The organism is Puniceibacterium sediminis (assembly GCF_900188035.1).
GTDB classification, from domain to species: Bacteria; Pseudomonadota; Alphaproteobacteria; order Rhodobacterales; family Rhodobacteraceae; genus Puniceibacterium; species Puniceibacterium sediminis.
Genome location: NZ_FZNN01000030.1, coordinates 1 through 22,290, shown reverse-complemented (window position 1 = coordinate 22,290; position 22,290 = coordinate 1). Strand labels below are relative to the sequence as shown.

Annotated in this window: 22 protein-coding genes and 1 pseudogene; 10 read left to right on the top strand and 13 right to left on the bottom strand. The window is 59.7% G+C overall.

Going from position 1 to position 22,290, the window contains the following annotated elements; genetic code table 11:
• Window positions 1–2: 2 nt before the first annotated feature.
• Window positions 3–629, top strand: a complete 627-nt coding sequence (locus tag CHB75_RS19590) for a ferric reductase-like transmembrane domain-containing protein (RefSeq protein ID WP_089273629.1) — start codon at window positions 3–5, stop codon at window positions 627–629.
• 23 nt (window positions 630–652) lie between these two features.
• On the opposite strand, the gene CHB75_RS21880 is transcribed toward CHB75_RS19590, so the two are convergent.
• Together CHB75_RS21880 and CHB75_RS19580 are read right to left on the bottom strand one after the other, a co-directional pair.
• A complete protein-coding gene (locus CHB75_RS21880) occupies window positions 653–937 on the bottom strand; it encodes a hypothetical protein (protein WP_217898814.1) in 285 nt (94 codons plus the stop codon).
• A gap of 460 nt (window positions 938–1,397) precedes the next feature.
• Window positions 1,398–2,030 (bottom strand): alpha/beta family hydrolase, encoded by a 633-nt coding sequence (locus CHB75_RS19580; protein ID WP_089273625.1) that lies wholly within the window; start codon window positions 2,028–2,030, stop codon window positions 1,398–1,400.
• 110 nt (window positions 2,031–2,140) lie between these two features.
• On the opposite strand from CHB75_RS19580, the pseudogene CHB75_RS19575 reads away from it, so the two are divergent.
• Window positions 2,141–2,601: pseudogene (locus CHB75_RS19575) on the top strand (IS110 family RNA-guided transposase); the annotation flags it as partial.
• A gap of 731 nt (window positions 2,602–3,332) precedes the next feature.
• Here the strand turns inward: CHB75_RS19575 and CHB75_RS19570 are convergent.
• On the bottom strand, window positions 3,333–3,644 hold the full coding sequence (locus CHB75_RS19570; protein ID WP_089273623.1) for an ETC complex I subunit: 312 nt from the start codon (window positions 3,642–3,644) through the stop codon (window positions 3,333–3,335).
• A gap of 324 nt (window positions 3,645–3,968) precedes the next feature.
• On the opposite strand from CHB75_RS19570, the gene uvrB reads away from it, so the two are divergent.
• The 3 genes from uvrB to CHB75_RS19555 all read left to right on the top strand — a co-directional run bounded on the left by uvrB (window position 3,969) and on the right by CHB75_RS19555 (window position 6,823).
• Entirely contained in the window at window positions 3,969–6,164 is a 2,196-nt protein-coding gene (gene uvrB / locus CHB75_RS19565) for an excinuclease ABC subunit UvrB (RefSeq protein ID WP_089273621.1), read from the top strand.
• An 84-nt stretch (window positions 6,165–6,248) separates the two neighbouring features.
• Window positions 6,249–6,365, top strand: coding sequence for an entericidin A/B family lipoprotein (locus tag CHB75_RS19560; RefSeq protein ID WP_089273619.1), 117 nt, complete (start codon window positions 6,249–6,251; stop codon window positions 6,363–6,365).
• A 272-nt stretch (window positions 6,366–6,637) separates the two neighbouring features.
• On the top strand, window positions 6,638–6,823 hold the full coding sequence (locus CHB75_RS19555) for a PLD nuclease N-terminal domain-containing protein (protein ID WP_089273617.1): 186 nt from the start codon (window positions 6,638–6,640) through the stop codon (window positions 6,821–6,823).
• Between the two features lie 79 nt (window positions 6,824–6,902).
• Here CHB75_RS19555 and CHB75_RS19550 read toward each other — a convergent pair whose 3' ends face one another.
• Entirely contained in the window at window positions 6,903–7,793 is an 891-nt protein-coding gene (locus CHB75_RS19550; RefSeq protein WP_089273653.1) for a cation diffusion facilitator family transporter, read from the bottom strand.
• A 258-nt stretch (window positions 7,794–8,051) separates the two neighbouring features.
• Between CHB75_RS19550 and CHB75_RS19545 the strand changes: the two genes are divergently transcribed.
• Complete coding sequence (locus tag CHB75_RS19545) at window positions 8,052–8,306, top strand: hypothetical protein (RefSeq protein WP_089273615.1); 255 nt, start codon at window positions 8,052–8,054, stop codon at window positions 8,304–8,306.
• Between the two features lie 10 nt (window positions 8,307–8,316).
• Window positions 8,317–8,739 (top strand): excinuclease ABC subunit B, encoded by a 423-nt coding sequence (locus tag CHB75_RS19540; RefSeq protein ID WP_245841078.1) that lies wholly within the window; start codon window positions 8,317–8,319, stop codon window positions 8,737–8,739.
• Between the two features lie 131 nt (window positions 8,740–8,870).
• Here the strand turns inward: CHB75_RS19540 and CHB75_RS19535 are convergent, their stop codons facing one another.
• The 4 genes from CHB75_RS19535 to parA form a co-directional block, all read right to left on the bottom strand.
• Window positions 8,871–9,419, bottom strand: a complete 549-nt coding sequence (locus tag CHB75_RS19535; protein ID WP_089273613.1) for a hemerythrin domain-containing protein — start codon at window positions 9,417–9,419, stop codon at window positions 8,871–8,873.
• Between the two features lie 46 nt (window positions 9,420–9,465).
• On the bottom strand, window positions 9,466–9,873 hold the full coding sequence (locus CHB75_RS19530; RefSeq protein ID WP_089273611.1) for a universal stress protein: 408 nt from the start codon (window positions 9,871–9,873) through the stop codon (window positions 9,466–9,468).
• 189 nt (window positions 9,874–10,062) lie between these two features.
• Complete coding sequence (locus CHB75_RS19525) at window positions 10,063–10,902, bottom strand: DUF6206 family protein (protein ID WP_089273609.1); 840 nt, start codon at window positions 10,900–10,902, stop codon at window positions 10,063–10,065.
• Window positions 10,903–10,945: 43 nt separating this feature from the next.
• Window positions 10,946–11,587, bottom strand: coding sequence for a ParA family partition ATPase (parA, locus tag CHB75_RS19520; protein ID WP_089273607.1), 642 nt, complete (start codon window positions 11,585–11,587; stop codon window positions 10,946–10,948).
• A 157-nt stretch (window positions 11,588–11,744) separates the two neighbouring features.
• On the opposite strand from parA, the gene CHB75_RS19515 reads away from it, so the two are divergent.
• The gene (locus tag CHB75_RS19515; RefSeq protein WP_089273605.1) at window positions 11,745–12,419 is read left to right on the top strand and encodes a hypothetical protein; all 675 of its coding nucleotides are present in this window, start codon (window positions 11,745–11,747) and stop codon (window positions 12,417–12,419) included.
• Between the two features lie 95 nt (window positions 12,420–12,514).
• On the opposite strand, the gene CHB75_RS19510 is transcribed toward CHB75_RS19515, so the two are convergent.
• Window positions 12,515–14,092: a lysine--tRNA ligase gene (locus CHB75_RS19510; RefSeq protein WP_089273603.1), complete on the bottom strand. Its 1,578-nt coding sequence runs from the start codon at window positions 14,090–14,092 to the stop codon at window positions 12,515–12,517.
• 175 nt (window positions 14,093–14,267) lie between these two features.
• Here CHB75_RS19510 and CHB75_RS19505 point away from each other — a divergent pair, with 175 nt between their 5' ends.
• Complete coding sequence (locus tag CHB75_RS19505) at window positions 14,268–14,639, top strand: tellurite resistance TerB family protein (protein WP_425439522.1); 372 nt, start codon at window positions 14,268–14,270, stop codon at window positions 14,637–14,639.
• A gap of 302 nt (window positions 14,640–14,941) precedes the next feature.
• On the opposite strand, the gene dacB is transcribed toward CHB75_RS19505, so the two are convergent.
• The 4 genes from dacB to CHB75_RS19485 all read right to left on the bottom strand — a co-directional run bounded on the left by dacB (window position 14,942) and on the right by CHB75_RS19485 (window position 19,975).
• Window positions 14,942–16,432: a D-alanyl-D-alanine carboxypeptidase/D-alanyl-D-alanine endopeptidase gene (dacB, locus tag CHB75_RS19500; protein WP_089273599.1), complete on the bottom strand. Its 1,491-nt coding sequence runs from the start codon at window positions 16,430–16,432 to the stop codon at window positions 14,942–14,944.
• Complete coding sequence (locus CHB75_RS19495) at window positions 16,429–16,662, bottom strand: hypothetical protein (protein WP_089273597.1); 234 nt, start codon at window positions 16,660–16,662, stop codon at window positions 16,429–16,431. Before CHB75_RS19495 ends, dacB begins: the two co-directional genes overlap by 4 nt.
• A gap of 96 nt (window positions 16,663–16,758) precedes the next feature.
• A complete protein-coding gene (locus CHB75_RS19490; RefSeq protein WP_089273595.1) occupies window positions 16,759–17,373 on the bottom strand; it encodes a nicotinate-nucleotide adenylyltransferase in 615 nt (204 codons plus the stop codon).
• Window positions 17,374–17,500: 127 nt separating this feature from the next.
• Window positions 17,501–19,975: a methyl-accepting chemotaxis protein gene (locus CHB75_RS19485; protein ID WP_089273593.1), complete on the bottom strand. Its 2,475-nt coding sequence runs from the start codon at window positions 19,973–19,975 to the stop codon at window positions 17,501–17,503.
• A 188-nt stretch (window positions 19,976–20,163) separates the two neighbouring features.
• Between CHB75_RS19485 and ettA the strand changes: the two genes are divergently transcribed.
• On the top strand, window positions 20,164–21,819 hold the full coding sequence (ettA, locus tag CHB75_RS19480) for an energy-dependent translational throttle protein EttA (protein WP_089273591.1): 1,656 nt from the start codon (window positions 20,164–20,166) through the stop codon (window positions 21,817–21,819).
• Window positions 21,820–22,290: the final 471 nt, after the last annotated feature.

Here is a 22,290-nt window from a genome sequence, read left to right as displayed (position 1 = left end):
CCTTGACCGTCTTCCGTGTGATCCTCATCTGGTGTGCGATTGCGGGCGTGATCGGCGCATCCCTGGTCGTTGCTGCAGGGAGCGAGTACCTTCCGTATCGTACCCCCGTCTACGTGGCGGCAGGATTCGCCGGTGTGGTCGCGCTGGCACTCCTGCTGGTGCAACCTTTGCTGGCCGCCGGGCTGTTACCCGGGTTCCCGATGCAGGCCGGGCGACGAATCCATCGCTGGACCGGCGTTGCGCTGATGCTCGCCGTTGCCGTGCATGTCGTCGGGCTGTGGATCACGAGCCCGCCTGACATGGTCGATGCTTTGACCTTCGCCGCGCCGACAGCGTTCTCCGCCTTTGGCGTCGTGGCGATGTGGGCCCTGATCGCAGCGGCGCTCCTCGCCGGTATCAGGAAGAAGCTCCGTCTTCGCCCCCAGGTCTGGCGACTTGCACACACCATGGCGGCCTCCGTCGTGGTGGTCGGAAGCGTAGTTCACGCGATCCTGATCGAAGGCACGATGGGGAGTGTTTCGAAGACCTTGATGTGCGGGTTGACGATCGGAGCATGGGCGCTGACGGTAGGACGGCTCAAGCCTTGGACCGGGGCGTGGCGAGGCTGGCGGAGACAGGCGCAGGAATGACCGGTCCGTTCGGCCAGCAGGCTTCAACGATTGGGGCTTGCTTCGACAGGCACAAATGGATGCTTCGGGGACGCAGCAGTAGAACGACCCTCCATTGTCGGCAAAGGGCCGGCGAGGGCGTCGGCCTTGCTCATGGTAAAGGACGGGTAGCCGTTCCTTGCCATTTCGTCGCCTAGGTCGCGGTATATTCCGACGCCGCCGGTGTAGGACAGCACCCGACGCGGTTTTCCCGGCACGTTCGATCCGGTGTACCAGGAATCCGTCTTTGCGATCAGCGTGGCGTTGGCGGTTTCGTCGTGATGGGACACCCAATGCCGGTTCTTGCAGGAATTGTAGGCGATGTGATGGTGGGTAAATCGCTCACTGCTACAGTAGCTCAGTATCATCCTAATGAATGGAATGGATCAAGGTTTTAACTCCGCCAAGCCGCTTAACATTTTTGAATGTCAGAGGAATTTCGAAAGGCCGAGGTTGTCTTCAAATCTTCTTGCGAACCAAATGGTCGGTTTGACTGGGCGCAATTAGGCATCGCGACTGTCTCTGAATAGATGCACGGTTCGCATCGGGTATGTTTTGTTGCGTACCGGTAAACAGCCAAACATACCGGAGTGACACTTCGAGCATTTTGATTAATCTCGCCCGAATTTTTCAGTAACCATTTAAAGACGGCTGATGTTATGACCTGCCGCTCGGGAGTGTCGCATGGCATTTGGCTGCGCGATCGACCTTTCCTGCTCTCACGTCAGCTGTTCCTGTTGAAGGACAGCTTCAGAAGATCGTCGCGGCCCAGTCGGCCACAAATTTCGAGGCGCTTTCGAGGTGGTCTTCCAGACCGGAACCGGTGAGCCGCTTTCGTGGCTTCAAGTCATGGTCACCGTCTTCCAGCCAGTGCAAGGCTACGGAAGGTGAAAGCAGATAGCTCTCCACCTCCTGGCGGGTGACGAACGGGTCACGGGCGCCCTGGCAGATCAGGGTTGGGCAGGTGATACTGGAGAGATGCGCGCCGCGGGTCTTCTCGGGCTTGCCGGGGGCGTGGAACGGAAAGCCAAGGCAAAGGAGCCCCTGAATACGTCCGGAATCGTGCAGGTCCTGAGCGATGAGGCTGGCGACACGGCCGCCCATGCTCTTGCCACCGATGATCAGCGGTCCGTCGCAGGCTAGGGCGTCGATCGCTGCGAGGTACTCGGGGATGTAGGTCTCGGCTTTCCCCGGAGGGCGCCGGGAGCCGCCAGCGCGGCGAGCGGCCATATAGCTGAACTCGAAGCGGGCAACGCGGCAGCCTCGATCTGCCAGCCTTTGCGCGACGGACGTCATCCAGGGGGTGTCCATCGCAGCGCCTGCACCGTGGGCCAGGAGGATGGTCGGGCGGCTAGGCGCATCGCCGTTCATCAGGAATTCCATACTGCTCTCCAGATGTAGTTAAGGCGCCCAATGGGCGCCCTATATGCAGATCGCATCATGTCGTCGCGGGATCTTTGCCCCGATTCCGAGACAACTTTAACCCGTTTTTCATCGACAAGGTCTCAGCAGAGATCGAAGAGATCAGCCGTACCGAGGAGAACTGCCGAAATGTCATGACGATCCCTGGTATTGGTCCAATGATTTCCACGGCGATGGTCGCGGCGGTAGGTGAAGGCGAAGCCTTTGATCGCGGTCGTGACTTTGCCGCCTGGGTCGGCCTCGTTCCCCGACAATACAGCACCGGTGGGCGAACGATCTTGGGGCGAATCTCAAAACGAGGAAGTCGATATCTACGGATGCTGTTCGTCCAAGCAGCCAAAGTCATCATGATGCGGCCACATCGATGGCCCGACTTTAGCTTTGGCGAGTGGCTGATACGTGCGTCAGAACGCATGCAGCGAAACAAGGCCCCATCGCCCTTGCAAATAAACTGGCGCGCATGGCCTGGAGCATTTTGAGACTTAAAACGGCGTTTGACGCGCCAAGAGATGAGGTTGCTGTCGGTATCTGATCGACCCTCAGCAATCCAAAGGAGTTCGCGATAGATAGCAAAGCATGGAACGGAAAAATTACGCCCCCAGAGTCTGACGGCCCAAATGGTCAAAATCGACCTGTCCGCTAATGAGATCACGGCGCGTGCGTAACCCCAACAAGGCCACGACCCGCGTGTCGATCAACAGGCCGGATACATATGAGCGACTTCCGAGAACATGCCAGAAATCATTTGCGAACAGCAGCCGGTACATACAAAGAGCCGTTCGCGTCGCGGGCACCATGTGGCTCGTATCGGCCTTGCGATCTCCGCTTCTCGCGTCTCGCAGTCGTTTATGCAAGGCGCAGCGCGACATGGGCCGCCGGGCGGTAGCGGCTCGCGTTCACAAAGCTTCGACGGAAGACGCCGCGGGGGTTTAGGATGAGGCTAAGGGAAATTCGCACAGACGGTTGGAGCGGTAACGGCATCCGGGGATGGCTGATGGCGGTCCAGGTGCCTGATGCGGTCGCAAACCCGGCTGATGACCTCGACACGCTGTGCTCGACGAAAGAACCGAGAGATTACCGTATTTTGTCAGTCGCGTGGACTGCGCCAAGCTTTATCAGTGATGAGTCAAGCCGCCAACAGAGCGAACTCGCCTCATTCAACATTTGGATGCATCACACACTTAGCGGACTACATATTGAGGCAAAATCGATCTCGCGAAATCCTTGCCCCGATTCCGAGATAACTTTATCCGGATTTTCACCCTAGTGCGTCCAGGCGCCCCGGCGGTCTACGGCGAAATTTTCGGCATAGCCGCGCGGGCGGATATTGGACTTGCGCACTTTCGGGTCTGAGACCTGGGCATCGATACCATGGTCGCTGGCGTATTCCAGAGCCGCCTCTTTGGTATCAAAGCGCAGACGCACCTGCGCCTGCGTATCAGTCGAAGATGTCCAGCCCATCAGCGGATCAACCTCACGCGCCGAATCCGGTGCGAATTCGAGAACCCAGTGATGAGTCTTGGCCTGACCCGAGGACATGGCCGTTCGAGCCGGCTGAAAGATACGCGCGCGCATGGGACACCCTTTGCTTTGACTTGCTCGCAGTATCGCGAATTTGCACAGTCGGGGCAAGCGGTGCCGAGCACGCTTTGTGTCGCATCCTAACTTTCCACTGCCGGGCAATGCTGCCCCATAAGGGCGACATATCCCCCCATCCACCGTTGCCGGATTTCCGGGCAGTTTCAGGCGCATATAGCCGACAACCCCAAGCCTGACAGGATCGAACTGATTTCATGATACAGGGGCACTTTACCCATACCGCCGCGGCTGACAAAAGGGAAAGCCTTGAATAACCTGCCGCAAACAACACCTGTGTGGTGCACTCCCAGAGGTAAGATCATGCCCTTTGCCCATTCCGACAAGTCCGACGCCCTCATGCACGCCCCTGCCCCCGAGCCAAAAACGCGGGAAAAGCTCGAAGGCGGCATTCGCTTCCGCATGGCGACGGATTTCGAACCAGCCGGCGATCAGCCGACCGCAATCCGCGAACTCGCGGGGGGCGTTCTGGCGGGCGAACGGGATCAGGTGCTGCTGGGCGCGACCGGTACGGGTAAGACATTCACCATGGCCAAGGTGATCGAGGAAACCCAGCGCCCGGCGATCATCCTTGCCCCGAACAAAACGCTGGCCGCGCAATTGTACGGCGAATTCAAGGGGTTCTTTCCGGACAACGCCGTCGAATACTTTGTCAGCTTCTATGACTACTACCAGCCGGAGGCCTATGTCGCGCGCTCGGACACATATATCGAGAAGGAATCCCAGATCAACGAACAGATCGACCGGATGCGCCACTCGGCCACCCGGGCGCTGTTGGAACGGGACGATGTGATCATCGTCGCCTCTGTGTCCTGCATCTACGGCATCGGTTCGGTCGAAACCTACGGCGCGATGACCCAGGATCTGCTCGTCGGCAGCGATTATGACCAGCGCAAGATCATGGCCGACCTTATCGCCCAGCAATACAAGCGCAACGATCAGGCCTTTCAGCGCGGCTCTTTCCGGGTACGCGGCGATTCGCTGGAAATCTTTCCCGCCCACCTCGAAGACCGTGCATGGAAACTGTCGTTCTTTGGCGAGGAGTTGGAATCCATCACCGAATTCGACCCGCTGACCGGCGAAAAGACCGGCAGTTTCGACCGCATCCGCGTCTACGCCAATTCGCACTATGTCACGCCCAAACCGACGATGACGCAAGCGGTGATCTCGATCAAGAAAGAGCTGCGCCAGCGGCTCGACCAGCTGGTGAACGAAGGCAAACTGCTGGAAGCTCAGCGGCTGGAGCAGCGGACCAATTTCGATATCGAGATGCTCGAGGCAACCGGCGTCTGCAACGGGATCGAGAACTATTCGCGCTACCTGACGGGACGTGCCCCCGGCGAACCGCCCCCCACCCTGTTCGAATTCATCCCCGACAATGCCATTGTTTTCGCGGATGAATCCCACGTCTCGGTTCCGCAGATCGGCGGCATGTACAAAGGCGACTTCCGGCGCAAGATGACGCTGGCCGAACATGGCTTCCGCCTGCCCTCTTGCATGGACAACCGCCCGCTCAAGTTCGAGGAATGGGATGCCATGCGCCCGCAGTCGGTATTTGTGTCGGCCACCCCGTCCAAGTGGGAGCTGGAGCAGACCGGCGGTGTCTTTACCGAACAGGTCATCCGCCCCACCGGCCTGATCGACCCCTATATCGAAATCCGTCCCGTCGACATGCAGGTCGACGATCTACTGGACGAAGTGCGCAAGGTGGCCGCCGACGGGTTCCGCACGCTGGTCACCACCCTGACCAAGCGTATGGCCGAAGATCTGACCGAATACATGCATGAACAGGGGATCAAGGTCCGCTACATGCACTCTGATATCGACACGATGGAGCGTATCGAGATCCTGCGCGATCTGCGCCTTGGTGCCTTTGACGTGCTTATCGGCATCAACCTGCTGCGCGAGGGTCTGGATATTCCCGAATGCGGTCTTGTCGCCATTCTCGACGCGGATAAAGAGGGTTTCCTGCGCTCTGAAACCTCGCTCATCCAGACCATCGGTCGCGCCGCGCGCAATTCCGAAGGCCGGGTGATCATGTACGCCGACCGCATCACCGGGTCGATGGAACGTGCGATGGGCGAAACCGACCGCCGCCGCGAAAAGCAGATCGCCTATAACACCGAACACGGCATCACCCCGGCGACGATCAAGAAGAACGTCGATGACATCATGGCGGGCTTCTACAAGGGCGATGTGGACATGAACCGCGTCACGGCCAAGATCGACAAGGCGCATGGCGGCAACCTGAAAACCGTGCTCGAAGGGCTGCGCACCGACATGCGCAAGGCTGCCGAGAACCTCGAATTCGAAGAGGCCGCGCGCCTGCGGGATGAGGTCAAGCGGCTGGAAGCCGTGGATCTCGCCATCTCGGACGACCCGATGGCCCGCCAGCAGGCCGTCGCCCGCGCATCAGAAGAGGCGGTCAAAGGCCGTGGCCGCTCAACCGCAGGTCGTGGCGGGATGCATGGCGGAAACGTAAAGCGGCGCAAGCGTTAGAAATATCAGAATTCATTCTGGTCGCGGGCGGAACAAATCGGCGCGACGCGCGTTCGGGTTCAGCATCAATAAAGGAATTAAGTCATGCTGAGAATTGCAGTTATCCTGAGCGCCATGCTTGCCCTGACGGCCTGCGAAACGATCAAGGGCGCCGGACGCGATGTCCAGAACGCGGGCCAGGCGATCGACAACGAAATCTGATCCAAGGACGGTATCGCAATCATCAGGCTGCCATAACTCCTGCAGGCGACGATTGCTGTCCAACAAGATTTGAGGCTGGTCATAATTTGGCCAGCCTTTTTTGTTCGGCTTCTTCTGCGCTGTGTCCGACAGCATTGAAAATGGCTTTTCGATCTCAGCCGGATGCCCCCGCTTAAGATTTTAACAATTCTTTACGCTCCATGGAACAAATGCCCCCTGTTCGCGCGTTGTCCTGTCAGCAAACACACAGCAATACGCTCAGGAGATCACTCATGGAATATGGAATTTTTGGACTAATCCTCCTCATCGCCGACATTTACGCCATCTACAACATCCTCACCTCTGGCGCTTCGACAGCGGCCAAAGTCGTGTGGACGCTGGTGGTATTCTTCCTGCCATTGCTGGGCTTCATCGCCTGGTTGGTGGCAGGTCCGCGCGGCGCCACCGCCCGCATCTGACCAGTCTTGCCCGGACGGTCGAAGGCCTGTGCGTATCCCTCCGCACAGGCCTTTTTTATGCCCGGCGCAGTGTGGCGGATCAATCCAGCACGATGATGCCGGTATGTTTGGCCTTATGCTCGGGCTCGACGTGAATGGTGACATTGGCGTCCGGCACCGCCTCTTTCAGCGCCAGTTCCACATGATCACAAACTTCGTGGGCATCCGAAACCGACGTCTCACCCGGCACCACAAGATGAAAGTCGATGAAGGTGACACGCCCGGCGTGGCGGGTACGCAGATCATGCGCCTCAACAGCGCCTCCGGCCTCGGTCGAGATCACCTCGCGGATCACCTTCAGCGTCTCTTCCGGAACCGCTTCGTCCAACAGACCGCTAAGCGATTCCTTGATCATCCGTGACCCGGACCACAGGATGTTCAGCGCCACAATGCCCGCCAGCGCAGGGTCGAGTATCCACCACCCGGTGACAGTGGCCAGCAAAAGGCCCAGCGCCACACCCGCAGACGTCACCACATCCGTCAGAAGATGGCGACCATCCGCCACCAGAGCGGGCGATTTTTCAACCCGTCCCCGCGTGATCAGAACCCAGCACCAGAAAGCATTCAGCACGGTCGCCGCGCCGTTGACCAGCAAGCCCTCGATCGGCGCGTCGATCACTTTCGGCGCAAAAATGCTGCCATAGGCCTGATGCAAAATCAGCAGCGCGGCGATGATGATCATCACCCCTTCAAGCACGGCACTAAAGAATTCCGCCTTGTGGTGGCCATACGGGTGGTTGGCATCGGCCGGCACGGCGGCAACCCGGATGGCGATCAGCGCAGCAATGGCAGTGGCCACGTTTACCGTGCTTTCCAGCGCATCCGACAACAGCGCGACCGACCCGGTGATCCACCACGCCAGAGCCTTGAGCCCAAAGACCACAAAGCCTACCAGCAGGCTGCCAAATGCCAGTTTCATGGTGGTCGACACAGGGCAGCCCTCGCACGCTTCGATTCGGGTCATAACAGCGGTGCGCGTTCTGAGCAACGTCTTGATATTGCGCATGATAATCGCTCGCATCTTACCGGGCCATTAAGATGGCACCACGACGTTTGGTCCTTCGGGGACAGTTGCCGACAGCGGTTTGATAAGGCTGATGAAATATTTATGCGCCGCTCTCTTGCAGGGCCGCAAAGCAGCACCATTTACCACCCGCGTCTTATCCCTCAGATCCAAAGGATCCCCCCCATGCGCGCCGCCCTTATCGCTTCCCTTCTCGCGGTTTCCGCCGTCCCCGCTTTTGCCGACAGCACGTCGGGCACTGTCGTTGCCTTTGACCGCAAGGCCAATGTGCTTGTTCTCGACGACAAGACCGTCTGGTCGCTCGAAACGCTGAAATCGGTACCCGAGGATCTGAAATCCGGCGACGTGATCATGATCGACTTTACCTCGAACGCCGATAACGGCTGGGGCAAGATCAACGCCATCGAAATCAAGGGCTGAAAAGCCTGTGATGGACGCCGCCCCTCGCGGCGTCTATCCTGACACCATGCGTATCCTGTTCCTGATCCCATTTCTGGCGCTCGCCGCCTGCGCCACCCCGCGTCAGCAGTGCGAGGCAAATGCCGTGGCGCCCTATAGCGCCGCGCTGCAGGAACGCGCCCGCATTTCCAAGGAACTCGCCCAGGGCTACACCTATCAGACCAAATACGAGACCCGTCAGACCTTCGGTTGGTGCAGGTTGCCCAAAGGTGGATACTACCAGTGCTGGGATACGGACACCCAACCGGTGACGCGTCGCGTACCCGTGGATGCCCCAAAGCTTGAGGCCCGCCTGGCCGAGTTGAACAAGGCCCTGCCCGCCCTGCGCGCAGCAGCTGCGATGGACACCGAACAATGCCGGGTGCTCTTCCCCGAAGAGCCAGCCAAAAGCTGACCCCCTTCCGCCGACCGGATCAGATCAGCGGAACAAAGGGAACGCCGCAGGCCGCAAGGGTCGTCATACAGATCAGAAGAAGTGTCAGGCGCAAGGTGTAATCCTTTCGGGCAATCCGCCCTTTTTTAATGTCAGTGCAGGGCATCGGGCCCGTGTTTCAGGATGACCGGCACGATCAGATCCTCTTCATCCTCCAGGTGGCGATGCAGCATCGCACCAAAGGACAGCAGTTCCTTGTGAAACGGCCCCGGCTTTCCCGGTCCCTGCAACACCGCATTGGCTGAACTGGTAAAACGATCCAGCAGCCCATCCAACGCATGGTGATCTTTATCAAGGATATCGAAACCCTTCAGCAGTTTCGGCTCCATCTTGCCCAGCACCGGGAAATAATGGTCATCCTCGATCTGGTGATGGCCGTGCAACTGGCTGACCAGCATCCCGCCATATCGTGAAATCCGTGCCTTGTGGGCCTGCGGGTCGATCTTGCGGTCGATGGCGGCCTCGGCATCCGCCTCAAGATTGCCCAGCAGACGACGGAACATCAGGTGCCGGTCCAGCCAGAACTGCACAAGGCCCGCAAAATGCGGATGCGCCTCCCAATCGTCGCGGGGAAAGGTTTCCAGCAGAACGCGCAACGCCTCTGGCATGCGGTCGCGATCTTTCAGGGCTAATTTGGTCATGTCTCACCTCTGCCCCGCCAAATGGCACAGACAGAGGCAAAGTCAATCAGCGCAGCACATGCACCGCGCAGGGCGAGTGGCGCACGACATGGGCAGCGGTCGATCCCATCAGCAGATCCTGCATCCCCGGGCGGTGCGATCCGATGACAATCAGGTCAGCTCCGGCCTTTTTGGCGAATTCCAGGATGGTGCGCCCCGAATGGCCTTCGACCAGCGCGTGGGTGGCCGGTCCGTGCGCCGTGGCAAGCCGTGTCAGGTCGGCCTCGATCGCGCTGCGCGAGGCAAGCATATAGTCCTGCGGCAGGTAATTTATGACATAGGCCGGGATTTCCTCGATCACATGCATCAGGGTGATCTTGCCCCCCTTGGCCTGCAACAGATGCGCGACCCGCATGGCTGCCGCGATCTTCGCTTCGTCTTCAAATGATATTGGCACAATGATATTGCTGTACATGACGTCTCTCCCCTTGTCGGACAGGGGTAGCCTAGCGCCGGGTAAACAGGCGCGCGTTGATCCGGATCAATGAATCGTGATCGCACCGCCCCCCGGATCACAGCGAAAAACAGCGTCACAGCACGGCCCGACACTGCATCACAGCCCCCAAACAGGGGCTTTGGTCCGGAAAGGCCCCGCACGATCGAACTACAGGTTCGGTTCACCCTGTAGCCCCAGCAGCTTGCGGAAGCCCGTCCAGTATCCCGGCAGACGCGGTGGCTCGACCATGCCCAGCAGGGCCTCATCCTCCCAGCGGGTCATGCGGCGGCGGGTGAAATCGCGGCCCCACTCCAGATAGGCACCGGCATCATCAGGGCGCAGACGACAGGCCGAGCCCACCAGCCCGACCAGCGTTTCGGCAGGCGAATACCATTCGTCCTGAATGCCGGTCACCTTTTTCTGCAGGAAGGGTCCAACCCAGCGCATCAGCGCCTTGTCGGAAAACTGCAGCAACATCTTGCCCATCTCTTCGCGCGAATAGTGGATCAGCGGCGGAAAGGTATCAAAGAACACCGCGCGGCCATCAACAATCGCAAAGTTGCGGATCGACGGGTGAAACCCGATGCGCGTGTGAAACTGATCGGCATTGTTCCAGAAGGTGGCAATCACGTCCCCGGCCGACTCCATCATCTCAATCGTCTGCGCGCGGCTGCCCGACTGCATCAGCGGGCGCATCATGGTCTCAGACGGCAGCGCCTCCTGCACGATCACCGGCACGCGGCGCCCCTCAACCGGCAGCAACAGGAATTCGGTCACTGGCAGCGGCACACCCGCCGTGCGCAGAGCAGCGGCGTAATCGTCGTGACACCTGGCCAGACGATCCAGCGCAGCATCGTCGTTCAGGCCGCGATAGACCTTGATCACCTTGTCGGCAAACGGGCCGGTAGCAGGCCGGAAAGGCGCGCAGAAATAGCCCAGTTTGGAAATCGGCTGACCGCGCGTGGCGCTGTCCGCCACGATCAATGCGCGCAGGGCATCCAGATCCATGTCTCACTCCTTGGGTTTGCGGCCTTGGCTTTCTGGCCCAGCCTTAACCGTTTGCCAGCAGCGCCGCCACCTCTGCCGTGAGGGCATCAACTTCGCCCCGCGCCGGTGTTTTCGAACCTTCGGCGGCACTCCGCCCCTGCCCCAGCGCCTCGGCATAGATCACGCGGTTGGCAAACTGCGCGGACGCGATGCGCGCCGTCAGCTTGTCCGCCGCCTGCGCCACATCCGCCGACAGCCGCGTACCGGCACGGGCGCGGTTCATCACGATCAGCGCTTCCTTGTCCTCGCGCTTGGCCAGATCCAGCACGCCTTCGGTGGCCCACAGGTCCACGTGGCTCATCGAAACGGGCACGATCACCAGATCGGCGCAGCGCAGCGCCGGGCGCAGGTCGCTGTCGGCCTTTGGCGGCGTATCCACGATGACGATATCAAAATTATCTGACAGCTTGCGGCATTCATAGGTGATCCCCCAAGCCGAGGATGTGGCAAACTCCATCCCCTCGACCAGCGCGGGATCCTGTTCCAGCCGCGTCATGAACCACCGGCCCAACGACCCCTGCGGGTCGATATCGACCAGCGCAACACTGCGCCCCATACGGCGAAAGCCGATCGCCAGATTGGCCGCGACCGTGGTCTTGCCCGATCCGCCCTTTTGCTGTGCCACCGTGATCACTGATCCGGACATACCCGATACTCCCCTGAATCCGAATGACCCTGCATCCATGCGATTCTACAGACCATGTTGCACATGCAGCAAGCAAAAGACCACTGCCGCGGCAGCGCACGCCCGCTTAAGATTGCATTAACCATCCTTGCCCGATCCTGAAGACCGGGAGAATGCGATGCGAATACTTGTGGCCTTGCTGGTTTTGATGCTGCTTCCCGCACCTGCAAAGGCCGGGGCATGGCCACGCGATCAGGGCACATGGTTCGTCTCATCGGATATGCGGCTGTCCTGGCCGCAGGATCTGACCACCTGGACCAGCGCAAAACCGGTATCGCAATACTATACGATATACGCCGAATATGGCCTCACCCAGGACCTGACACTCGGGCTGGATCTGGGCCGTTCAGTATCCGGAGCGGGCAAGATGGTTGCCTTTCTGCGCATGCCGCTGCCCACCCCGCTCAAGCAGACAAAACTTGCACTTGAACTGGGTATCGGCAGGATCGAGGGGCGTCCGGTGATCCGCCCCGGCCTGTCAGTGGGCCGGGCGATCCAATTATTCGGCACGCAAGGCTGGATCGCTGCCGACGGGGTCGCCGAAATCGCACCGCTAGACCAGCGTTCCGATCTGAAGCTGGACCTGACTTACGGGGTGACGCTGGAGAGCGGGACCAAAATCATGCTGCAATTTCAAAGTGGCAGGCCGACGGGTTTTGCCCCCTTTGCCCGCCTCGCCCCCTCTGTCGCCCTGCCCTTCGGGCGCAACCGGATGGCCGAAATCGGCGTGACCTACGGGCTACGTGGGGACGACACCTTTGGCATCAAGATGGGGATTTGGCAGACATTCTGACGGATGCCCGCCCCCTGCCCGGCAGCATATGCAGCGCCCGGAAGTTAAGCCCGCAAAGGAACCAGAGGTGTACCCCCGGCCCCCAGACGCACCATTCAGACCAGATCGCCGGCCAGCGCCTGTTCGATCAGGGCGATCGTCTCATCCACACCATATAGCGCGATGAACCCGCCAAAACGCGGCCCCTGGCTTGCGCCCAGCAGCACCTCGTAAAGCGCCTTGAACCAGTCGCGCAGCGGCTCGAACCCGTGTTCCTTGCCGACGGCAAAAACGATGGTCTGCAGCGCTTCATCCTCGACCGGACCATCATAGGCACGCAGGCGTTCGACCAGATCCCGCATCGCTGCGGCCTCTTTCTCATCCGCGGCCCGGAACACTTTGCCCGGCTTCACGAAGTCCTGATAATAGGCCACAGCAAAGCCCGCAGCCTGATCCAAATCACCATGGGTTTCCGGCGACGCGTCAGGCGCATAGCGGCGGATGAACCCCCACAGCGTATCCTTGTCTTCGGCATGGGACACGGATGCGATGTTCAGCAGCATCGCAAAGGACACCACCATCCGGCTTTCGGGGACATCGCCGCCGTGGATATGCCAGACCGGGTTGTTCACGCGCGCGGCCGCATCCTGCGTCTCATAGGCGCGCAGCTGCTGGTGGTATTCATCCACCGCCTTGGGGATCACATCCCACCACAGCCGCTTGGCCGTCTTCGGCTTGAGATACATGAAATAAGACAGGCTCTCGGTCGAGGCATATTTCAGCCACTCATCGATCGACAGACCATTGCCCTTGGATTTCGAAATCTTCTGCCCTGAATCGTCAAGGAACAGCTCATAGGTGAAATGCTCGGGTGCCTTTTCCCCCAGCGCCCGGCAGATGCCGTCATAGATCGGCGTATTGGTGCTGTGATCCTTGCCGTACATCTCAAAATCGACACCCAGCGCCGCCCAGCGCGCGCCAAAATCCGGCTTCCACTGCAATTTCACGCGGCCGCCCGTCACGGGAAGCGTCCATTCGCGCCCCGTTTCGTCATCAAAGGTGATCTCGCCCTTGACCGCATCCACATTCTTGATCGGCACGTACAGCACACGGCCCGTTTCAGGATGGATCGGCAGGAAAATCGAATAGGTCTGCTGGCGCTCATCACGCAGCGATTTCAGCATGATCGCCATCAGGTCGTCATAACGTTCCGCGCAGCGCAGCAGGATCTCGTCAAACTTGCCGGACGCATAGAATTCCGTGGCCGAAATGAACTCATATTCGAACCCGAAAGTATCCAGGAACCGGCGCAGCATCGCATTGTTATGCGCACCAAAACTGTCATGCGTGCCGAACGGGTCCGGAACGGATGTCAGCGGCTTTTGCAGATGTTCATCCAGCTGGCGCGGATTCGGCACATTCTCGGGGACCTTACGCATCCCGTCCATGTCATCCGAAAAGCAGATCAGCCGTGTCGGAATGTCCGAAATCAGCTGGAATGCCCGGCGGATCATCGTCGTGCGCGCCACTTCGCCAAAGGTGCCGATATGCGGCAGGCCCGATGGGCCATAACCCGTCTCGAACAGCACATAACCCTTTTCCGGCGGTGCCTTTTCATAACGTTTGAGCACCCGGCGCGCTTCTTCAAAAGGCCAGGCCTTGGCGCTCATTGCAGCGTCGCGCAGATCGGACATCGGGACTCTCCTTCAGGATCGCACAAAAGGTGCGCGGGTCATAACGACCGCTACCTATTGCGGGCCGCTGCCCGGGTCAATAATCTCTGCCCAACACTTCCCCATTCAGAAAGGCCACCTTGTGTCTGACCAGATCGAACACCCGCTCAGCCCGCAGGATTGCCTTGTGGCGCTGATGATTGCCGTCTCGGCATCGGATGAAAACATCCGCACCGTTGAACTGGTCAAGATCCAGTCGACCGTGAACCACCTGCCGATTTTTGCCGACTACCACGACGACCGCATCAGCAGCATGGCCGAAACGGTGTTTGACCTGCTTGAGCAGGAAGAAGGTCTGGATGCCCTGTTCGGACTGCTGCGTGACAACCTTCCCGAACGCCTGAATGAAACGGCCTATGCGCTGGCCTGCGATGTGGCCGCCGCCGATGGCACGTTGCGGGAATCTGAACTGCGCCTGCTCGAAGAAATTCGGTATGAGCTGAATTTGGACCGCCTGCACGCCGCCGCCATCGAACGGGGTGCCCGCGCACGCCACATGCGCGCCTGAAACGGGCCAGCGGGGGCACGATGCCCCCGTACCTGCCCCCCCACCGCAGACCCAAGGCGCAAATACCGGGAAACGCGGTCGGGAATTCCACACTGACATTCGGCCGTATTTCTGGTAAGATACTGACAGTGCAATTTTTCTGCACCGATTTCTGAACCATATTTTCCCCGGAGACCTATTATGAGCCGTCTTAAATTCACCGCGCTTGGCGCGTTCCTGCTTTTCCTGCTGCCGGTTCTGGGCGCCACCGTTTCGCCCATCAGCCAGACACCATCAATCAGCGTGACGGCGGATTAGATCCGTCAGGCACCGTACAGCGTTCCCCAGCGTTCGATCAGCGCCTGCTGCAACACCTTTGCCCGCACGTTCCAGTCTGACGCACCGGGGGGACGTTCGCGCTCTTCCCGGCTCAGCTGATCGCGGCGCGGGATATTGGCGGCAAAGATCGCAAAGGCCAGTTCGGTGCCATCCGGCAGATCCGCGAACCCCGCCAGACCGCTCACAAAATTCAGCGTTCCGGTCTTGGCATGCACCCGGATCGGATGGTCCGGGATCACGCGTCGGCGGCTGTCACGCAGATCAAAGCTCTTGAGCAGCGGCTTCAGACCCAACCGGTCGTGCACGGTCAGCATGACCTTCATCATGTCCGCCGCCGCGATCCGGCTGTCATCCCCCAGCCCCGAATGATCCACCAGCGCCACATGCGTCAGTCCAAGGCTCTCTTTCGCCCAGGCATTCATCGCCTCGGCGGATTCCTTCAGCGATGCAACCTTACCGATGCGACGGGTCGTCGTGGCCAGGCCGACCATCTCGGCGGTCAGGTTGGTTGACCATTTCAGCATGTCCTGCAGGATCTCGTTCAGCGGCGCACTTTCAAGGTAGGCGACAACCCTGCCTTCGGGACGCTCGGCCACCACTTCGGGCGCCTTCAGGCGGATGCCCTGCGATCCGGCAAAAGTCTGGAACACCTCACCGGCATAGCGTTCCGGTTGGCGCACAGGCAGCCATCTGGCCCCCTCACTGCCCAGCGCGCCACGGGCCACGGTCCATTCATCCCGATCACCAGCATCGCTGTAGGTATAGATCGGCGCGGCGCGGTTCACGATTTCCATCCGCGCCATGGTCACGTCCGGACGATACCGATCCGACCGGGCATCCATCGTCACCGTGTAATCCGAACCGGTTCGGCGCCACTCGAAATGCACGCGATTATAATTCAGGCTCAGCCCGCACACCGCCGGGTTGTACCCAACTTGAAAGGGCTGGTCGGGATCGATTGCCGCAGTATAGGGCAGCGCGCCGCCCCAAACCAGAAACCGCCCACGCACCTCGCGCACGCCGGCCTCTTTCAGCTGTGCCGCCAGCTCGGCCAGCCCGTTGGTGTCCAGCGTCGGATCACCGCCGCCCGCCAGCACCAGATCGCCCGTCACCACCCCCTGATTCAGACCGCCCGTCATGATCACCTGCGTGCCGAATCTGTGATCCGGCCCAAGCGTTTCAAGCGCATAAGAGGATGTCAGCGCCTTGGCCACGCTCGCAGGCGGCAGGCCGGCCTGCCCGTTCAGCTCTTCGAGCATCTCACCACTGGCAAGGTTCGCCACCGCAAAACCAACCCTGCCGTCCAGCCGCGCCTTGGCAATCAGCGCGTCGACCGACGGCAGGCTGCGCCGCATGATATCCTCGCCCCGGCCAACCGGGCGCAAGGAGGTCAGCGGCGCATCGGCCACTGCAGGTACAGCAACGCTGGCCGCCAGAGCGGACAGAAATGCGCGGCGGGTAAGATCGTGTTTCATGTGCCGATGTAACCCCAGCCCGCCGGAACAGACAAGAAGCGGACAGACCGCGAACCGGCCTTTACCGGGGCAATTTTGCGTGATGTCGCCGCTGCCATTCGGAATGCCATCGCCAGGATGTTGGTGACGATTGCCTCTGATCCGGCGGACGAACCGGCGGGCAAGGTGGTGATCGGACGGAAGCGGCTGATAACCGCTTTCGCTGACCGGGCGGGGCTCGGCGTGGACATTCGGCTTCTGATCCCTTTTGTCATCTACTGCAGCGGGGCGCTATTGCAGAACTGCCGGATCGGGCGTGCGGTCTGCGGGGATGGAAACGATATCCTTCAACCCGACCAACCACCCCGCGCGCGGATCGCCGACGAACTGAGATCGAGCATCGGCACATTGACAAAGCACCACGCCGGGGGCTTGGCCAGTGGCAAAAGACCGGCAGCGCGCGGGGGCAACTGAGCTGCGCGAAATACCCGGGCAGTGCGCGACATCCGGGCCGAAATCCGGTCGCCGGGGCGGGCCAGCACGCCAACAGGCAGAGCCGCCATAATTTCTTGCCAACGCTCCCAGCGGTGGAACTGGGCAAGGTTATCCGCCCCCATCAACCAGACAAAACGGACCCCGGGATGCACCTTTTGCAGAACTGCAATCGTTTCGGCGGTATAGCGCGTTCCGATACGTGCCTCGGCATCGCTGATGATCACCCGGGGATCTTTCACCATGACCCGCGCTGCCGCCATGCGCGCGCCCAGCGGGGCCGGTCCGTGTGGCTTGAGAGGATTGCCCGGACTGACCAGCCAGACAACCTTGTCCAGATCGAAGCGGCGCAGCGCCTCTTTGGTGATGTTGACATGGCCGGCATGCGGCGGATCGAAAGAGCCGCCCAGAAGACCGACACGCTGCCCCGCGCGCAGATTCAGCCCGGTCTTCGAGATGTCTGAAGTCATGCGCGTCCGGTGCCCCCTGCCGATAGCTATGGCAAAAACACCGGATCGCGCTGGGATTCAACGTCTTTTCCTTCCTCAGAGGCGGACGGACGCCAAGCACAGCGACCGCCCCTCCTCGACTGCGAGGTCAGAAATCCTGCCAGATGCCTGCGCCGACTGCTGCCGCGCGCTTTGGCGGGGGCGGCGGAGCGGCTGGTTTAGCGGCTTTGGCCGGCGGGACTGGCTTGGCGGGCTGGACAGATTTGGCAGGTTTCGCGGGCGCCGCAGGGGGTGCAGCACGAACCTCGACCGGCGCGCTGACGACATCAAACGGCTCGTCCCGGAAGGTGGGTTCAGGTGCCGTCGGACGCCGCGAACCAGCTTGCGCTTGCATTTGCTTGCTGCGGAAATGCCCGATCAATTCGCGCAGCGCCATTGCTTTCTGGCTCAAAGAGCGCCCGGCGTCGGTGAATTCAAGCACCATGCCCGCGTTCTTCTGCGTCACCGTATCCAACTCGTTGATACCGGTGTTGATCTCGCCCAGGGCCGACGATTGCTCGCCCGACGCCGCGCCGATATTCTGCATCCGGTCCGCGACATCCAGGACCAGACCCAGAATTTCGTCGATAGATCCGCCAAGCTCGGTCACAAGCTCCACACCATTCGTGACGCTGCGCGCAGAGGCAGAGATCAGGTCCCGGATCTCGCCCGCACTGTCAGAGGAGCGTTGTGCCAGGGACCGGACTTCGGAGGCAACAACCGAAAAGCCTCGTCCGACATCACCTGCACGCGCCGCCTCGACACCCGCGTTCAGCGCCAGAAGATTGGTCTGAAAGGCGATATCCTCCATCACCCGGATGATCTGCGAGATTTGCTTGGACGATTCTTCGATCGTTGCCATGGCATGGACCGCACGGTTCTTGACCTCGCCGCCGCGTTCCGCGCCAGCCCGCATTTCGCCGATGGCTGCCACGATGGTCTGCGACTCCTTCGCTGTGGACTGCACGCTTGTGGTGATCTCATGCATCGCCGCTGCGGTCTCTTCGAGAGTGGCCGCCTGATTCTCTGTGCGGTTCGACAGTTGTTCGGCCGAAGCTTCAAGCGCCGAGGATTCGGACTGGATGGAAGTGGCGCTGTCACTTAGTTCAGCGATGATCCGGCGCAGTTCGACAAGGGTAGAGTTGAAATGCTGGCGAAGATCCTGGTAATCGGCCGGGATATCACTGCCAAGATCGCAATCCAGATCCCCACGCGACAGTGCTTCCAGGGAAGCGCGCAAGCGCGCCATCACCACCTCATGTTCACCGGCAAGTCTCTTGCGGTCGGCTGTGGCTTCCTCACCATCATGCAGGGCTGTCTTGAACCGGTCCAGCGCCCGCGCGATGTCGCCAATTTCGTCGCCAGTCTTTGCCTGTTCGACCAGACTTTCATAATCGCCCGATGCAATCCCGTTCACACTGCTGGCCAGCAGTGAAATCCGCTTGGTCAGGCTGCGCGCGATCAGGATCGAAGCCAGGATAACGATCAGGGTGACAGCCGCTACTTCAATCAGGCTGGACATCGCCAGATCGGCCTCCGCCGCCGTCGCTTCGGCCATATCCTCTTCAAGAATGACACCCCAAGTGACACCGTGAAGCGTAAGCGATCGTGTCAGAGCTTCGACCTGGTGGCCCAGGACTCCGGGGACATCATACAAGACTTCCTGTTCGCCGGTTCGCGCACTCTGAATTTGCGGAAGGTCGGGCAATTTTTCCAGCACACCGAAGGTGTTGTCTCTGCCGACAGCGCTGAGCGCACGCCCGTCAGCATCGACAACATAGACATGCCCGGTTTCGCCAAGCAGCTTTGATTGGGCAAGAATACCCGACAAGGCATTGATGGGCACCTGTAGCGCCACGACACCCAGCACCGCACCAGTTGCATCTACAACCTTGGTGGCCGCAAAATTTGCCGGAGCGCCGGCGCTCGGTGCATAGGGGGCGAATTTCGAAAAATACACCTTCCCCGCCTCACCTTCGCTGGCTGCCCGGAACACGTTGCCCAGACCGCTTTCGCTGAAAGCGCCAGTCAGGAAATTTGTCGCAAAATCCGCCTCTTTGAAGACAGAATAGACATTGTTTCCGTCAGCATCAAAAAGGAAAAGATCATTATAGCCGAACTTGCTCTGAAAGCTGCGCATGCTGGCATGGTAGGTGTCATGCACCCCCGACCAGACCGAACCGTCATCAGCATTGGACAGCTTGTCCTTTTCACCGACAGCATTCGGGTTGTCATCGATGTACAACCGGCGCAGTTCGCCACCCGGGTCATCCCCCACACTTTCCCACGCCTGATCAAAGCCACGAAGCGCTTCGATGGTTGAAACACTGGTGGCGAGAACGGTCAGATCAGTCTCGACCCCGTCGAACCATTCAACCACTGCGGCGCTGCGTTGATCCAGCACCGCGCTCAGCGCTTCGGTCTTCTGGTGCGCCAGTTCACTAGCCCCCCCGATATAGGAGACCACCGCGGCTATGATAGATATCACAGCTGTCGGCACCGCGATCATGATCGGCATCTTGATGCTCAGCTTGAGCCGACGCCATTGATTCCTGCGTATATGGTCTGGGTTCTTCTTGGACATGGACGGAAAGCTCACTGTACAATTAAGAGATGCGACAGAAGCGTCACGAACGAGACGCTGCAACGCAAACTGACCATGAATATCTTGAGAAGTGTTTAAGTCGCGAAGAATCTGCACCGCATTGCCCCTGCCGCGCCGCTTCGCTATCTAGCCGACAAACGTTCACACATGCTCCAAGGGGTTCTCCGATGGCAGCCTATCAATACGTCTATCACATGGATGGCGTCTCAAAGACCTATCCCGGCGGCAAGAAGTGCTTTGAAAACATCAAGCTGAACTTCCTGCCCGGGGTCAAGATCGGTGTCGTCGGCATCAACGGCTCGGGTAAGTCGACGCTGATGAAGATCATGGCCGGCTACGACAAGGATTTCACCGGCGAAGCCTGGGTCGCCGAAGGCGCCAAGGTCGGATATCTGCCGCAGGAACCGGATCTAGACCCGAAACTTGACGTGCGCGGCAACGTCATGCTGGGTGTCGCGGCGAAAAAAGCCAAGCTTGACAAGTACAACGAGCTGGCAATGAACTATTCCGACGAGACGGCCGACGAGATGGCTTCGCTCCAGGACCAGATCGATGCCGAGAACCTCTGGGATCTCGATTCGCAGATCGACGTCGCGCTTGAGGCATTGCGCTGCCCCCCCGATGACGCCGATGTCACGACCCTGTCGGGTGGTGAACGCCGCCGTGTCGCGCTGTGCAAACTGTTGCTCGAAGCGCCCGAAATGCTGCTGCTCGACGAACCGACCAACCACCTTGACGCCGAAACCATCGCCTGGCTGCAACAGCACCTGATCGACTACAAGGGCACGATCCTGATCGTTACCCACGACCGTTACTTCCTTGATTCGATCACGTCCTGGATCCTCGAACTCGACCGTGGCCGTGGCATTCCCTATGAGGGCAACTATTCCGCCTGGCTCGATCAAAAGGCCAAGCGCCTGCTGCAAGAGGCCCGCGACGACAAGGCCAAGCAAAAGACGCTGGAACGCGAACTTGCCTGGATCCGTCAGGGTGCCAAGGCGCGTCAGGCAAAATCCAAGGCGCGGATTTCGTCCTATGAGAAAATGGCCGACCAGTCGGTCAAGGAACGCGTCGGCAAGGCGCAGATCGTCATCCCCAACGGCCCCCGTCTTGGCTCCAAGGTGCTCGAGATCGAGCATTTGTCCAAATCCATGGGCGACCGCCTGCTGATCGACGATCTGACCTTCTCCCTGCCCCCCGGCGGCATCATCGGCGTGATCGGCCCCAACGGTGCGGGCAAATCCACGCTGTTCAAGATGATCACCGGTCACGAAAAGCCGGACTCGGGCACCGTCAGCCTCGGCGACACCGTGCAGATGTCTTACGTCGATCAGTCGCGCGACGATCTGAGCCCGGATGACAACGTCTGGATGGCGATTTCCGGCGGTGCCGAACTGATCACGCTTGGGGACGCCGAAATCAACTCGCGCGCCTATTGCGGGGCCTTCAACTTCAAGGGTTCCGACCAGCAGAAAAAGGTCGGCCTGCTGTCAGGTGGTGAACGTAACCGCGTCCACATGGCCCGTCTGCTCAAGGAAGGCGGCAACCTGCTCCTCCTTGACGAGCCGACCAACGACCTCGACGTCGAAACACTCCGCGCATTGGAAGACGCCCTCGTCGACTTCGCCGGCTGCGCCGTGGTCATCTCGCACGACCGCTTCTTCCTCGACCGGATCTGTACCCACATGCTGGCATTCGAGGGTGACGGCCACGTGGAATGGTTCGAAGGCAACTTCGAGGACTACGAAGAAGACAAGAAGCTCCGCCTTGGCGAAGACGCGGCAGAGCCAAAGAGGATGAAGCACAAGAAATTCACGAGGTAGATGTATACGGTTGTAATTGATGAATCAGGAGATGTCGGGCTGCAAAACGTGCAGCCCGACCCGAGCCCTGGGCCCACGCAATATTTCTGCATGTGCGCTACAATATTTAATGAAGACAACCGACAAAAGATACTAGCCGAGATTGACCCCCTAAGGTCTAAAAAAGGCGACATTCATGCGTCCCAAATGAGCCACTTTGACAAGGTGAATGCCTGTAGGATTTTGGCTCAACAGCCAATTGGCATGATAGGAGTGATGTCAAACAAGCTGTCACTATTAGCATACCTATCAAATGCACAAAAAACAAATACCCATTACTACAACAAAGTAACTCAGTATCTGCTGGAAAGAGTCGGGGAGGCCATTTCAACACTTAGTTCAGCCTGAACAACTCCCAAGCGTCTGAATTTGCGGCCTGATCGCGCCGAAACAGTAGCGGGAAATTGCAGGATTTCTTATACCGGGTCCTGA